Below are 14,299 nucleotides of genomic sequence, written 5' to 3' on the forward strand. Positions count from 1 at the left end.
GAGGTGAGAAAGTGGAATTTTTTAAATTACTATTTCATGCATTTATATTTCCGGGGGGAATATTCATAATATGCATATCTTTATTAATTTCTGGAATTGATAGAAAATTAGTAGCAAGAATGCAAAGAAGAATTGGACCACCTATATTACAGCCCTTTTATGATATTTTAAAGCTTATTGGAAAAGAGGTAATAATACCTAAATATTCAAATAAAAAAATATTTTTAGTAATGCCGATAGTTGGATTGGTTAGTGTTTGTATTACACCATTACTTATTCCTATCTTTAATAATATCTATATAAGTTTTAATGGAGACATTATTTTTATAATATATTTAATTACTATTTCAGTAATTGCATTAATTGTATGTGGAATAAATTCATCATCAACCTTTGGAAATATAGGTGCATCCAGAGAAGCAGTACTTCTTTTAAGCTTAGAATTACCTATGGTTATATCTATTATTTCAGTATGTATTTTTTCAGGTGAGATATTAGGGATAAATAATAATTTTTTAATGAATAGTATATCTCTTGCGCAGATAAATCAAGGAAGCTTTATGTTTACACTAAAATTACTACCAGCAGCTTTAGCATTTCTTATGATAATTCCAGGAGAAGCTGGTGTAATTCCATTTGATATTGCAGAAGGCGAAACAGAAATATGTGAAGGACCATTAGTAGAGTATTCAGGAAGATATTTAGCTATTTTAAAGTTAACTCAATCTATAAAAGGCTTTATTATGTCATCTTTATTTGTATCATTGTTTTTAGGTGAAAATATTAGTAGTTATAAAGTTATTAATATTATTATATTTATAATTTTAACTTGTATAGTTATGTTTTTTTCTATAACGGTTGTAAGAACTGTATTTGGTAGGCTGAAAATAAATCAAGCATTAAAGTTTTATTGGACAATCCCAACAATTTTATCATTAATCAGTTTAATATTAGTTAGCTATTTTTAGGAGGAAGATATGGAAATTCTAAAAAGAGGAATGGAAAAATCACCTTGGATATACCATATAAATACTGGATCATGTAATGGATGTGATATTGAATTAGTTGCTCTTTTAGGACCAAGATATGACATTGAAAGATATGGTGCAAAGCTGGTCGGAACTCCAAGACATGCAGATATAATTGTAGTAACGGGACCAATTACATCACAGTCAAAAGAGAGAATGCTAAGAGTAATATCACAAGTTCCAGAGCCTAAGGTTATTATGTCTTTAGGGTCATGCCCTATGTCTTGTAATGTATTTAAGGGAAGCTATTCTGTTGAGGGACCTTTAGATAAATGGGTAGATGTAGATGTTTCAGTTGGTGGATGTGCACCTAAGCCTGAGGCTATAATTGAAGGCTTAAAAAAAGCCATAGATATATTAATTAAAAAAAGGAGCGTGACTTAAAATGAAGGTTCCTTTTTTTAGAGAAGCATTTAAAAATTTATTTAAAGCATCTAGTACAAATAAAGAATTAAATCAAAGTAATCCAGAAGGGTATCGAGGGAAAATTAAATTTGATAGTGAAAAGTGTATAGGGTGTGGCTTATGCACAAGGGTTTGTGCTCCATGTGCTATAACAAAAACTACGAAGAAAATAGATGAGAACACACAAGAGATAACTCTAATATTTGATTTAGCTAGTTGCACTTTCTGTGGAATGTGTAGTGATTTTTGTTCTAAAAAGGCAATAACATTGACTAAAGAATCAAATATTATAGTATGTAATAAAGAAGAGCTTATGGTTAGAGGAAGTTTTACTAAAACTATGCCTAAGAGAGTAGAAAAGAAAAAATAATATAAAAATGACTAATTCGATTTTTTTGAATTAGTCTTTTTGCGTGAAAAAGATAAATAATACAATTAATTACAAATAAAAGGAAATATATTATTTAGCCATACTATTGTCATAAATAAATAGTATAATAAAAAAGAAAATATTGTAACTAATATTTAAGAGATTAGTTTATAAAATGATATATAATATAGTTAAGCAGTATTTTAAAGGGAGAGGGATATTATGAATAACCTGTTATATACAATTACAAATAGAGTAATAGAAAATTATAAGTTAGCAAAACATAAATTAAGATTTGATGGGGAATATATAAATCATTTTGCATCATTAATATTTGGTGAAGATGAAAATATCAATATAGATAGAATAAAAGAGATTAGAAAATATATAAAATCAAATACAAATAAAATGTCAAGTTTTAGAGGTGACATTCTATATATGATATCTATTCTAATAAGTAAAGAAAATAATTATATTGAATTTTCAAATAGAGTTATGGAAATGAATGAATATTTGAAAGATAACGATTTCAAGGATGGGAATTTTTTAGTTCTATCATCATATGCTCTAGCTAAGCATGCAAAGATAGGTGAAGAAGAAGCTATAATTAATGATATGAAAATGATATATAAATCCTTAAAAAATCAATATGAGGGATTTATAGACGAGGAAGATTATCTAGTATTTGCACTTCTTGCAATTAAGGGCAATAAAGATAAATCTGATATAGAAGACACTAGTAAGTACATCGATAGTATGTTTAATTATTTATCAGACTTAGATTATTATTCAAAAAATGACTTGCAAGGAATAGCTAGTAGTTTACTTTTAAATAGTAGTGCATCAGCACCTTATGAAATAAAAGAATTTATTAAGGCTTTCAATGATAAAGATATGAGAATTGGAGATGAGGTTTTGCCCTTAATAGGTGTAGTTGCAAGAGATGAAGAGATTTATGAGTATTTAAATAAAGTTAAAGAAGTTACAGAATGTCTTTGTGAAGAAGAGGGAGAATATGCTTTTTATATGGATAAGACATTTAGAACATTAATAGCTATAGTTATAGTTGAAATTTATGAAAGGAACAGTAGCTCCTTCTCAAATGAGTATTTAGAGGAATTATTATGCTTCGCCATATATTCCTTTCTTGTCAGCAAAAAGCAAGGGCTATTTGAGGAGGTTTTAGCGTAATAGATGGAATAAATCTAATGGAAAAGGTAATTTTACACGTTGATATGGATGCTTTTTTTGCATCAGTTGAGCAAAAGGATAATAAAGAACTTAGAGGTAAGCCAGTTATAGTTGGTGGAGTTAGTGAAAGAGGAGTAGTTTCAACTTGCTCTTATGAAGCAAGAAAATATGGTGTGCATTCTGCTATGCCAATCTTTATAGCAAGACAAAAATGCCCAAATGGGATTTTTGTTAATGTAAGATATTGGAGATATAAAGAGGTATCAAATAGAGTATTTAAAATATTTAAAGAAGTAACACCACTAGTTGAACCTCTTTCAATTGATGAGGCTTACTTAGATTTATCAGAAGGAAATATTAAAGATGGTAGGGAAGCCGCATTATATATAAAAAAAAGAGTTTTTAAAGAACTAGGATTAACTTTATCTATAGGTATTTCTTATAATAAATTTTTAGCAAAGCTTGCATCGGATTGGAATAAGCCAAATGGAATTATGGAAATAACCAAAGAAATGATACCAAAGGTTTTGTTAAAACTTCCTATATCAAAGATATATGGACTTGGAGCTAAGTCTGTATCTAAACTAAATAATATGGGATTTTTTAATATAGAAGATTTATATTTAGTATCTAAGGAATTTTTATATGAATACTTAGGAAAACAAGGAATAGAAGTATATGAAAGAATAAGAGGTATAGATAAAAGGGAGGTTAAAGTAGTAAGAGATAGAAAATCTATGGGAAAAGAAAGAACTCTTAAAAGAGATACAAAAGATAAAGATGAACTATTAAAATATTTAAAAGAATTCTCAAAAAATATAGCACATCTTCTAAAAGAGAAAGATAAATCAATAAAAACTATAACAATAAAATATAAAACTAGTTCCTTTGAAAATCATACAAGAAGTAGAACGCTAAATGATTATATAAATATGGAAGAAGATATACTAAGAATAGCTAATGAAATTCTAAATGAAGAAGAATTCTTAGAAGATATAAGACTTATAGGACTTAGTGTATCTTCATTTAAAGAGAGTTTAGAAGAGCAAATTTCATTGTTTTAGTATGTCGTAAAATAGATGATTTAAGATAATAATATTTGACAAAACTGAAGAAAAAGTTCTATAATCACCTTAAAGAATAATTATGTAAAGGAGTGCAAATGATGAGCAAAAATGAATTAGCAAGAATGATAGATCACACTATTTTAAAACCAGAAGCAACAAGTGAAGGGGTTAAAAAATTATGTGAAGAAGCATTAGAATATACATTTGCGTCAGTATGTGTAAATCCTACAAGAGTTAAGGAAGCATATGAAATATTAAAAGATAGTGAAGTTAAAGTTTGTACGGTTATAGGATTCCCTTTAGGAGCCACAACAACGAATGTAAAAGTATTTGAAACTAAAGATGCTATAGAAAATGGTGCAACTGAAGTTGATATGGTTATAAATATCGGAAGACTTAAAGATAAAGATTACGATTTTGTAAAAGAAGATATAAAGGCAGTTGTAGAAGCTGCAAAAGGAAAGGCTTTAACAAAGGTTATAATTGAAACTTGTTTATTAACAGATGAAGAAAAGGTTATAGCTTGTAAACTTGCAAAAGAAGCAGGAGCAGATTTTGTAAAAACTTCAACTGGATTCTCAACAGGTGGGGCTACAAAGGAAGATATTAAGCTTATGAGAGAAACTGTAGGACCAGAACTTGGAGTTAAAGCTTCAGGTGGAGTTAGATCATTAGAAGATGCTGAGAGTATGATAGAGAATGGAGCTACAAGAATAGGAGCTTCAGCTTCAATTGAAATATGTGAAGGTAAAGTGTCAAATAGTAATTACTAATTGAAAATACTTTAAAATACCTAAGGAGATTAATCTCCTTAGGTATTTTTTTTGCTTTAAATAGCTACTTATTAGAAATAATTAAACTTATTTGCATTAAATGAAAAAAACTATATCTAAAATCCAATAAATAGAATATTAATATAATATACAACTATAAAGGTAAGGAGGAATTAGCTGAGTTTACTTTTTAAGAGTAAATTTGGGAAAAGCATTATATGAAGAAAGAATTAACTCAAAGTGAAATAATTTATGATGTGGAATATATTAGTGAAGACGAGGAAATAAACTTTAAAGAAATTCCAGAGATAAGCACTCCTTATAAGGAAATAAAGAGAGCTATTAATATAAAGAGGGCTGGGTATAACTTATATATGATAGACTCATTTTCAAATGACAAAATAGATGGGTTAGTTAATTTCATAGATAATGAATATAAATCCTTAGAACCTCCTTCAGATATATGCTATGCAACTCTGAAAGATAGAAAGAAACCTTTTCCTATATTTATTTCTAATGGAAGAGGAAAAGAGCTTAAAAAGGAAATCAAAGAATTAAAAGAAGAATATACAATAAGCTTTTTAGAATTTTTTAATACATCTTCAGACGAGGAAAAAGACGATATAGTAGAAAATATTCATCTTAAAAGGAATAAATATATAAGTGAACTTGTAGAAGTTGCAAAAGTAGATGGATTTGATGTAAAAGCAACTTCAGGGGGATTTGCTTTTATTCCTTTAAGTGAAGGTGAAGTAATGACAGAGAAGGAATATGATGAGCTAGATATAGAAGATAGAGAAGAAATACTTCAAAAAGCAACTAAACTAAAACAAAGAGCAGAAGTTATACTAGATGATCTTAAAGAATTAGAGGTTGGATCTATTGAAAGACTGAAGGTTATTTTTAAGAATTTTATTGATGAAAGAATGGAAAATATAAGAGATGATCTATTACTAGAATTTATAAGAGACGATGACGTATATAATTATCTTGAAAATTTATATAAAAGCATAGAAGAAGAATTAATTGAGAATTATAGTATAGACTTAGAGGATGAAGATACTAAAGTTGAAGAGATATTAGGAAAATATAATATAGAAGTATTAGTGGATAACTCGAATAATGATCATCCAAGAGTTATTTATGAGGATGATCCAAATATCGTAAATCTCTTAGGTAATATCGAATATGAAAGTCAAAATGGTAATTATGTAACGGATCTTTCATTTATAACTCCAGGATCTCTTTTAGAAGCAAATGAAGGATGTGTAATTATTAGATTAAATAGGCTTATACAAAATCCAAATAGTTATTATTATTTAAAGAAGACACTTATGTCAGAAAAGCTTAACCTAGATAGTAATAGAAATTATCTAGAGCTTTTATCTATAAATGGACTTAAGCCTGAAGCTGTACCAATAAATGTTAAGGTGATAATAATTGGAGATTATGAAAGTTACAATATTCTTTGTAGCAATGATGATGACTTTAAAAATTTATTCCCTTTAAAGTGTGAAATTAAAAGTGAAGTTAAAAATCCTAAGAATATAATCAATGGATTAAAAAAATTCATTGTTGAAAGAGCAGAAAAAAATAAATTATTGAAAATAGAAGAAGCCGGGATTAATTCTATAATAAGATTCTTAGTTAGAGAAGCTTCTAGTAGAGAAAGAATTAATGTAAATGAAAGTAAAATTGATAATATATTAGTTAAAGCTGATAATCTTGCGAAGGAAGATAATGAGGATATAATAGGCAAGAAATATATTGAGAATATAATATATGAGAAAGATAGTATTCTGGATGACTATATGGATATGTATAAAGAGAAGAAAATATTTATAAAGACTGAAGGGAAAGTAGTTGGGAATATTAATGGACTTGCAGTACTAGATACTGGAATTTATAGATTTGGAAAACCACTTAGAATAACTTGCCTGGCATTAAAGGGTGATGGTAGTGTAATAGATATTCATAAAGAATCAAAATTAAGTGGTAAGATACACGAGAAATCTATACAAACACTAACTGGATTATTGTATAGTATATTATCTCCTTATGAAAAACTTCCTATAAATCTTCATTTAAGTTTTGAACAAAGTTATGGAATGATTGAGGGAGATAGTGCATCTGTTGCTGAAATGATAGCAATGTTATCATCTATAAGTAAGAGAGGTGTTAAACAAAATATTGCTGTAACAGGATCTTTAAACCAATTTGGAGAAGTTCAAGCTATTGGAGGAGTAAATGAAAAGATAGAAGGGTTCTTTAATGTGTGCAAAGAAATTGGAGGATATAAGGGTAAGGGCGTATTGATTCCATCTACTAATAAGGATGAGTTAATATTATGCCCAGAAGTGGAAGCTGCTATAAGAGAAGGTGACTTCCATATATATGAGATGGATGTTTTAGATGATGCTATTGAAACTCTAATATTAGAAGATAATGAAAAGTTAGAAGACTTTTATAAATCAATAAATGAAGAAATAAATAAATATAAAGAATAAGTATAGGACTACTACATTTAAGGTTTAAAAATTTTATTATGTAGTAGTCTATTTATTTATGACTAATTTAATAACAAAAATTTCCATAAAAAATGCTAATATAATTGACTTTGAATATAAATATATGTTAAAATATGGAAGAAATAGAGTGAAAAATATAAATTAGGAGGTGAATTACTCTAAAGCAAACTTTAGGGTAGCTTATATGTATCTTAAATTTGAAAAAAGTGATGAGACTTTAATTGTTCATCTAATAGGAGAGTTAGATCATCATAGTGCAGAAGAGGTTAGAGTTAAGATTGATGATAGAATAGAAAGAGATAACATAAGAAAAGTTATATTAAATTTTAGTGGCGTAACATTTATGGATAGTTCAGGAATTGGAGTAGTTGTAGGAAGATATAAAAAGGTATTGTCAAACGGTGGGAATATTTGTGTAGCAGATGTTAATAAAAGTGTAAATAGAGTTTTTGAATTATCAGGATTATTTAAAATTATAAAAAAATTTAATACTGTAGATGAGGCAGTAAGGTGCGTTTAATGGAGGGGTTTTCATGTATGATAATAAAATAAGTATTGAATTCTTAAGCAAATCTCAAAATGAGGCTTTTGCAAGAGTAGCAGTGGCAGCCTTTGTTTCACAGTTAGATCCTACAATAGAAGAATTAACAGATGTAAAAACTGCAGTATCTGAGGGAGTAACAAACTCTATTATTCATGGATATGAGAATAGAGAGGATGGAAAGGTTAGAATTGATGCATCTATAAAGGGAGATGAAATTGAGATAGTTATAGCTGACTTTGGTAGAGGAATTGAAGATATAGAAAAAGCAAAAGAACCATTATATACATCAAGACCTGACCTTGAAAGATCAGGAATGGGCTTTACTGTTATGGAAAGTTTTATGGATAGTTTAGAAGTATATAGTGAAAAGGGAAAAGGGACAAAGGTGGTTATAAAGAAAAAATTTGATACTGAATTAGGTTAGGGGAATAATATGAATATTGAGAATTATAAAAGAGAGGAATTTAATTATGATGATAATTCTGAGCTTTTACCTTTAGCTAAAAGTGGTAATCAAAAAGCCTTAGATAGATTGATAGAAATGAATCTTCCATTAGTATCTTCTATTAGTAAAAAGTTTTTAAATAGAGGATATGAATATGAAGATATATATCAAATAGGCTCAATTGGGCTAGTTAAAGCTATAAAGAATTTTGATGATTCATTTAATGTTAAGTTTTCAACATATGCAGTTCCAATGATAATTGGAGAAATCAAAAGATTTTTAAGAGATGATGGAATGATTAAGGTAAGCCGTAATGTTAAAACTTTAGCTAGAAAAATTCATTACTGCAAAGAAGAGCTTACAAAAACCCTTAATAGGGATCCTACAATCGATGAGTTAGCCGAATACTCTGGAATAGATAAGGAAGAGATTGTTATAGCTATTGAAGCATCATCTAGTATGCAGTATTTATATGATACAATTCATCAAGATGACGGTGCTCCTGTACTCTTAATAGATAAACTCAGTCAAAAGGGAGAAGATGATACTTCTATGATTGACAGAATAGCACTAAAAGAAGCTATAGGAACACTAGATGTTAAGTCTAGACAAATTATAATGCTTAGGTATTTTAAGGATAAGACACAAGTTCAAGTAGCCAAAATGCTTGGAATAAGCCAAGTTCAAGTTTCTAGAATAGAAAAAAAGGTGCTATTAAAAATGAAAGAAAAATTAAAAGAATAAAAAAAGAAGGATTTTAAATCCTTCTTTTTTATTTTCAAAAATTGAGTATATTTTCCAGTGTTAGATTTAAGTTTTTACAAATACTAATTATATCAATTTAGAAAGGGGCTGTAATTTTGAGTAAGAAAAAAATGAAAACTAAAGAAGAGTCTGTAAAACAAAGGTTCCAAACTCTTTCCAAAGAAAGCGAGCCTAAACCACAACTTACAAGAAATTGCATTAGAGCATTTTTTGTTGGTGGAATAATTTGTGACATAGGACAATTAATATCAAATATATTTTTGCAACTTGGATTTCCAAAAGAAGAAGTTGCAAGTATTTCAGCAATAATAATGGTATTTTTAGGGGCACTTTTAACAGGTGTAGGGATATATGATAAGATTGCAAATTATGGTGGTGCAGGTACAGTAGTACCTATAACAGGGTTTGCAAATGCAGTAGTTGCACCAGCTATAGAGTTTAAAAAGGAAGGCTTTGTTTTAGGAGTTGCTGCAAAGATATTTACAATAGCTGGTCCAGTTTTAGTCTATGGTATTGGAACTTCTGTAATTGTAGGATTAATTTATTACATAAAAGATTTGTTTTTTTAAAGTAAGGAGTTGGATTTAGAATGGATAAAAAGATTAAGAAAGTTGGAGGTCAAACAGTAAAATTAGAGCATCCTCCAAGAATAATATCTGCTTTTTCAATAGTAGGTCCAAAGGAAGGCGAGGGTCCTTTAAAAGAATATTTTGATGAAGTTTTAAGCGATGAAACTTGCGGAAAAGAAACGTATGAAAAGGCAGAGAGTGAAATGATGTACACAGCTATAACCCAGGCTATAAAAAGAGCTAGCTTAAAAGAAACTGATATAGATTATATGTTTGCAGGAGATTTATTAAATCAAATAATATCTTCAGGTTTTGCCGCAAGAGATCTTAATATACCATTCTTTGGACTTTATGGTGCTTGTTCTACTATGGCTGAATCTTTAGGGCTTGCAGCTTTAATTATGGATGGTGGATTTGCAAATAATGTTGTTGCATCGACTTCATCACACTTTTGTGCGGCTGAGAGACAATTTAGATTTCCATTAGAGTATGGATCTCAAAGAAGTAAAACAGCTCAATGGACAGTTACAGGTTCAGGAGCAATGATACTTGGAAAAGAAGGGACTCAATTTCCAAAGATTACATATGTTACAACAGGAGTTGTTAAAGACTATGGAATAATGGATGCAAATAATATGGGAGCTGCAATGGCTCCAGCTGCAGTAGATACTTTATATAAGCATTTCAAAGATACAGGAAGAACTCCTAAAAGTTATGACGTAATAACAACTGGAGATTTAGGGAAAGTAGGTAAAACTATTTCTGATAAATTAATATTAGAATATGGTTATGATATAAGAGAAAATCATGTGGATTGCGGTGATATTATATTTGATAATGAAGTTCAAGGAACTGACTCAGGTGGAAGCGGATGTGGATGTTCTGCTGTCGTAACTGCTGGATATATATATAAGAAGATGATGAGAAGAGAAATAAAAAGTGCTTTAGTAATTTCTACAGGAGCTCTTATGAGCACTACATCATCCCTTCAAGGTGAAAGTATTCCAGGAATAGCTCATGCGGTTGCTATTGAAATGGATTAGAGAAAGGAGAATATAGTCATATGGATTATGTAAAAGCATTTATTGTAGGTGGTCTTATATGCGTTATAGCTCAAATACTTATGGATAAAACAAAACTTACACCAGCTAGAATATTAGTTTTATTTGTTACCTTAGGTGCTATACTTGGAGCATTTGGAATATATGATAAACTTGTTGAATTTGCTGGAGCTGGAGCTACAATACCACTACCAGGTTTTGGTAACTCCCTCGCTGTTTCAGTAATAAAAGAGGTAAGGGAAGTTGGATTAATTGGAATATTTAGTGGAGGAATAAAGGGTGCAGCAGCTGGAATTACAGCATCTATTTTCTTTGGATATTTAATGGCAATTATATTTAATCCAAAAAGCAAATAAAAGTATAAAAAATAATTATCTGTCAATAATCATCTATGAGGTGGTAAGGTTATGAGGTTATTTGAAATAGGCAAAGTGAAATTACCTATTTTATATATAGCTATAGCACTACTTATTAGTAGTTTATATTATAGATATTTTGATAGAGATTTATGGCTAGCTATTATTTTAGTTAGCCTTTTATTTTTATGGGTATTTTTAAAAGAAGGAAAGGAATTTTTAGTTTTTATATCATTTGTATTTATTATTGGAATCTTAATAAATAACAATTTTTATAATTTTAATATTAGTGAATATCAGACCATAAGAGTTGAAAGAAATTATTCCTATGGGGGAGTAGGTAAAGTAAATGGAAGAAAGGTTATTTTAAAAGGCAGCCTAAAAGGATGTAGAGAGGGAGATTTAATATTAGCTAGAGGAAGCTTTAAAAGAGATATAGATAAAGAAAAAGGTGTAATTGGAGAATTTAAAATTAAAGAGTTTAAGATTGATAATAAAAGTATATTTACTAAATTAGCTAAACTTAAAGAGAAGTTTAAAGAGATACTAACTGATAATATTGGTATACGAAAAGCTTCACTAGTTACATCTATAGTATTTGGACGAGATAGTACATTAGATAAAGAAGATGAAGAATATATGAATAGATTTGGCGTTATACATGCACTTAGCGTATCTGGACTTCATATAGGAATTATATTTATAATATTTAAGAAGCTTATAAATGAGAAGGTATCTCTTGTAATGACATTTATTTATGTAATTATGACAGGAATAGCTTTTTCAAGTCTTAGAGCATTTATAATGCTTTTATTCTCAAATTTAGGCTTTATATTAAAGAAAAAATATAATCCCATAGGAGGTATAGCTATAAGTGCTATAATAATATTTATTATGGCTCCATACTGTATTTTTAATATAGGATTTTTATTATCTTTTAGTGCAACTATAGGAATATTACTATATAGTAAAAAAATAAGAAGAAAGCTATATAAAATACCAGAATTTTTATGTGATACAATAAGTATATCACTGGCAGCACAGATATTTACCCTTCCATTACTTATAATATTTTTTAATGAGTTTTCTATTGGGTTTATAGTGGGGAATATTATTTTGATTCCAATTATAAATTTAATTCTTATAATAGGCGTTATATGTATTGCTACGATAGGGGTTCAAGAGATATTTGATTTCTTAAGTTTTATATTAAATATAATAATAAATATTTTAGATGATATAATAGACATATTCATAAACTTTGTTCCAGAGACTTTAAATATAACTGTGGAGTATGCTTACTTTTATATAAGTTTATTAATTACATATTACCTATATAAAAGAGGAGTTAAGAAAATTATAGTATTACCTATTGCTTATATAGTGGTTATTTCTATTAATTTCTATAGCTTAAATCCTAAGATAACCTATAGAAAAGAGGGCGGATTAGTAATATCTTATAAGGGGGACAGGATAGTAGTTTCTGATAAAAAAGCTAATATGGATGATTTGAAAAGTAAAACTGCATCTTCAAAAGGATATAAAGATTTTAAGAAAATAAATATATCAGATAGTTATTACTTAGAAAAAGAAGGAAAAGATTATATTCTAAGTGTAAGTGGAAGTAATTATTATTTAAATGTATCTGGTGGGAATAAAAAGGAAGTGAAATATGATATAATAAATTTCAAAGATAATGAAGCCAGTGAGATTATTATATTAGGTGATGATATATTAGTAAAGTAAATTAAATTTGAAAGGTGATTAGTTTGATAAATTATGAAACATTAGAGAAGGACATAAAAAATCAAAAAATTAAGAATTCATATGTTTTTTGTGGTGCTGATGAAGAATTAATTAAAGAAGCAGTAGGGAATTTAGTAAATCCATATATTGATGAAGGACTTAGAGATTTAAATTTTATTAAGTTTGATGGAGTTCAATGTACTTTTGATGAAATTATGAATGCATGTGAGACTCTTCCATTTATGGCCGAAAAGAAAGTGGTTATAGTCTATAGATGTGCATTTTTAAAAGAGAAGTTAGATGCTTCAAGCAAGATTTTATATAATAGTATTAAGGAATACTTAAAAGATATGCCAGAACATACTATATTGGTTTTATATCATGTTTTTGGTGATAAGAGAGACACTGTAAAGAAAAATAAAAATATAGTGGCGTTGGATAAAATAACTACTGTAGTTCAGATAGATAAACTAAAGAGAGATGGTTTTTATAAAAGAGTTGACTCTATGTTTAAAGAAAATAATAAGAGTATAAATAAAATAGAACTTAGGTATCTTTGCGAAAAGCTTCCGATGAATTTAGATATAGCTAAAAAAGAAGTTTCTAAAATTGTTGATTACACAGGGAATAGAGATATAAGTAAAAAAGATATTGATTTATTAATTCCAAATAAAAGCGAAGACGATGTATTTGATTTAGTTGATTTAATATCACAAAGAAAAATTGAAAGAGCACTTGATATATTAAATGAACTTTTATTTAAAGCTGATCAACATATGCTTATAATTACAACCATAGAAAATCAATTTAAAAGACTGTATGATATAAAGATTGGGTTATTAAAAGGTAAGAATGTACAAGACTTTATTGGAGAATTTAGAATACCTCAATTTGTTGTTGAAAAGTTAATTCTTCAAAGTAAAAAATTTTCGAGAGGCCAGCTTGAAAAAATATTAACTTTTTGTATAAATACAGAGAAAAATTTAAAGAGTAGTTCAGGAGATAAAAAAGCAGAGCTTGAATTATTCCTTTTAAATATTGCAATGGTTAAAAAGTAAAAATACCTCACCAATAAGTGGTGAGGTATTTTTATGTAATTAAGATATTCTTAATCAAATTCACTAAAAGTAAATAACCGACCGTCAAGGTCGGTTTATGTTACTATGCCATAGCATTTAACTTTGCAGCTAGTCTTGATTTCTTTCTAGCAACCATGTTCTTGTGTAGAACTCCTTTTGAAGCAGCCATGTCTAAAGACTTAGTAGCTTTAACGAATAAAGCTTTAGCTTCTTCAGCGTTGTTAGCAGCGATAGCAGCTTCTAACTTCTTTATAGCAGTTTTTAAAGCTGATTTAACCATTCTATTGTTTAAAGTTTTTGTTGCAGTAACTTTAATTCTTTTCTTAGCTGATTTTATATTTGCCATTACTTTTCACCCCCTCTAAATTTTAT

Annotated in this window: 16 protein-coding genes; 15 read left to right on the forward strand and 1 reads right to left on the reverse strand. The window is 28.4% G+C overall.

What is annotated here, in order from left to right; genetic code table 11:
* Window positions 1-11 precede the first annotated feature (11 nt).
* From JOC62_RS03265 to holA, 15 genes are all read left to right on the forward strand, one after another.
* Window positions 12-968: an NADH-quinone oxidoreductase subunit H gene (locus tag JOC62_RS03265; RefSeq protein WP_204593735.1), complete on the forward strand. Its 957-nt coding sequence runs from the start codon at window positions 12-14 to the stop codon at window positions 966-968.
* Window positions 969-977: 9 nt separating this feature from the next.
* Window positions 978-1,412: an NADH-quinone oxidoreductase subunit B family protein gene (locus JOC62_RS03270; protein WP_204593736.1), complete on the forward strand. Its 435-nt coding sequence runs from the start codon at window positions 978-980 to the stop codon at window positions 1,410-1,412.
* Between the two features lies 1 nt (window position 1,413).
* Window positions 1,414-1,803, forward strand: coding sequence for a 4Fe-4S binding protein (locus tag JOC62_RS03275; RefSeq protein WP_204593737.1), 390 nt, complete (start codon window positions 1,414-1,416; stop codon window positions 1,801-1,803).
* A 222-nt stretch (window positions 1,804-2,025) separates the two neighbouring features.
* The gene (locus JOC62_RS03280) at window positions 2,026-2,994 is read left to right on the forward strand and encodes a DUF4003 family protein (RefSeq protein ID WP_204593738.1); all 969 of its coding nucleotides are present in this window, start codon (window positions 2,026-2,028) and stop codon (window positions 2,992-2,994) included.
* A 17-nt stretch (window positions 2,995-3,011) separates the two neighbouring features.
* Entirely contained in the window at window positions 3,012-4,058 is a 1,047-nt protein-coding gene (locus JOC62_RS03285; protein ID WP_204593739.1) for a DNA polymerase IV, read from the forward strand.
* A 101-nt stretch (window positions 4,059-4,159) separates the two neighbouring features.
* A complete protein-coding gene (gene deoC / locus JOC62_RS03290; protein ID WP_204593740.1) occupies window positions 4,160-4,834 on the forward strand; it encodes a deoxyribose-phosphate aldolase in 675 nt (224 codons plus the stop codon).
* Between the two features lie 218 nt (window positions 4,835-5,052).
* Window positions 5,053-7,341: an AAA family ATPase gene (locus JOC62_RS03295; RefSeq protein ID WP_204593741.1), complete on the forward strand. Its 2,289-nt coding sequence runs from the start codon at window positions 5,053-5,055 to the stop codon at window positions 7,339-7,341.
* Window positions 7,342-7,546: 205 nt separating this feature from the next.
* Window positions 7,547-7,882, forward strand: coding sequence for an anti-sigma F factor antagonist (gene spoIIAA / locus JOC62_RS03300; RefSeq protein WP_204593742.1), 336 nt, complete (start codon window positions 7,547-7,549; stop codon window positions 7,880-7,882).
* A 13-nt stretch (window positions 7,883-7,895) separates the two neighbouring features.
* The gene (gene spoIIAB / locus JOC62_RS03305; RefSeq protein WP_204593743.1) at window positions 7,896-8,330 is read left to right on the forward strand and encodes an anti-sigma F factor; all 435 of its coding nucleotides are present in this window, start codon (window positions 7,896-7,898) and stop codon (window positions 8,328-8,330) included.
* A 9-nt stretch (window positions 8,331-8,339) separates the two neighbouring features.
* Complete coding sequence (gene sigF, locus JOC62_RS03310; RefSeq protein ID WP_204593744.1) at window positions 8,340-9,095, forward strand: RNA polymerase sporulation sigma factor SigF; 756 nt, start codon at window positions 8,340-8,342, stop codon at window positions 9,093-9,095.
* Window positions 9,096-9,226: 131 nt separating this feature from the next.
* Entirely contained in the window at window positions 9,227-9,685 is a 459-nt protein-coding gene (gene spoVAC, locus JOC62_RS03315; RefSeq protein WP_204593831.1) for a stage V sporulation protein AC, read from the forward strand.
* A gap of 20 nt (window positions 9,686-9,705) precedes the next feature.
* Window positions 9,706-10,728 (forward strand): stage V sporulation protein AD, encoded by a 1,023-nt coding sequence (gene spoVAD / locus JOC62_RS03320; protein WP_204593745.1) that lies wholly within the window; start codon window positions 9,706-9,708, stop codon window positions 10,726-10,728.
* A gap of 20 nt (window positions 10,729-10,748) precedes the next feature.
* A complete protein-coding gene (spoVAE, locus tag JOC62_RS03325; RefSeq protein WP_204593746.1) occupies window positions 10,749-11,102 on the forward strand; it encodes a stage V sporulation protein AE in 354 nt (117 codons plus the stop codon).
* Between the two features lie 51 nt (window positions 11,103-11,153).
* Window positions 11,154-12,848, forward strand: a complete 1,695-nt coding sequence (locus JOC62_RS03330; RefSeq protein ID WP_204593747.1) for a ComEC/Rec2 family competence protein — start codon at window positions 11,154-11,156, stop codon at window positions 12,846-12,848.
* Window positions 12,849-12,871: 23 nt separating this feature from the next.
* Window positions 12,872-13,906 (forward strand): DNA polymerase III subunit delta, encoded by a 1,035-nt coding sequence (gene holA / locus JOC62_RS03335; RefSeq protein ID WP_204593748.1) that lies wholly within the window; start codon window positions 12,872-12,874, stop codon window positions 13,904-13,906.
* Between the two features lie 103 nt (window positions 13,907-14,009).
* Here holA and rpsT read toward each other — a convergent pair whose 3' ends face one another.
* Complete coding sequence (gene rpsT, locus JOC62_RS03340) at window positions 14,010-14,273, reverse strand: 30S ribosomal protein S20 (protein ID WP_204593749.1); 264 nt, start codon at window positions 14,271-14,273, stop codon at window positions 14,010-14,012.
* Window positions 14,274-14,299: the final 26 nt, after the last annotated feature.

Source organism: Clostridium sardiniense, assembly GCF_016907995.1.
GTDB classification, from domain to species: Bacteria; Bacillota; Clostridia; order Clostridiales; family Clostridiaceae; genus Clostridium; species Clostridium sardiniense.

Bases quoted from the DNA above. Each gene is read 5' to 3' on its own strand.
- JOC62_RS03270 (WP_204593736.1), top strand. From the start codon at position 978: ATGGAAATTCTAAAAAGAGGAATGGAAAAATCACCTTGGATATACCAT.
- JOC62_RS03275 (WP_204593737.1), top strand. From the start codon at position 1,414: ATGAAGGTTCCTTTTTTTAGAGAAGCATTTAAAAATTTATTTAAAGCA.
- JOC62_RS03280 (WP_204593738.1), top strand. From the start codon at position 2,026: ATGAATAACCTGTTATATACAATTACAAATAGAGTAATAGAAAATTAT.
- JOC62_RS03285 (WP_204593739.1), top strand. From the start codon at position 3,012: ATGGAAAAGGTAATTTTACACGTTGATATGGATGCTTTTTTTGCATCA.
- deoC (WP_204593740.1), top strand. From the start codon at position 4,160: ATGAGCAAAAATGAATTAGCAAGAATGATAGATCACACTATTTTAAAA.
- JOC62_RS03295 (WP_204593741.1), top strand. From the start codon at position 5,053: ATGAAGAAAGAATTAACTCAAAGTGAAATAATTTATGATGTGGAATAT.
- spoIIAA (WP_204593742.1), top strand. From the start codon at position 7,547: ATGTATCTTAAATTTGAAAAAAGTGATGAGACTTTAATTGTTCATCTA.
- spoIIAB (WP_204593743.1), top strand. From the start codon at position 7,896: ATGTATGATAATAAAATAAGTATTGAATTCTTAAGCAAATCTCAAAAT.
- sigF (WP_204593744.1), top strand. From the start codon at position 8,340: ATGAATATTGAGAATTATAAAAGAGAGGAATTTAATTATGATGATAAT.
- spoVAC (WP_204593831.1), top strand. From the start codon at position 9,227: ATGAAAACTAAAGAAGAGTCTGTAAAACAAAGGTTCCAAACTCTTTCC.
- spoVAD (WP_204593745.1), top strand. From the start codon at position 9,706: ATGGATAAAAAGATTAAGAAAGTTGGAGGTCAAACAGTAAAATTAGAG.
- spoVAE (WP_204593746.1), top strand. From the start codon at position 10,749: ATGGATTATGTAAAAGCATTTATTGTAGGTGGTCTTATATGCGTTATA.
- JOC62_RS03330 (WP_204593747.1), top strand. From the start codon at position 11,154: ATGAGGTTATTTGAAATAGGCAAAGTGAAATTACCTATTTTATATATA.
- rpsT (WP_204593749.1), bottom strand. From the start codon at position 14,273: ATGGCAAATATAAAATCAGCTAAGAAAAGAATTAAAGTTACTGCAACA.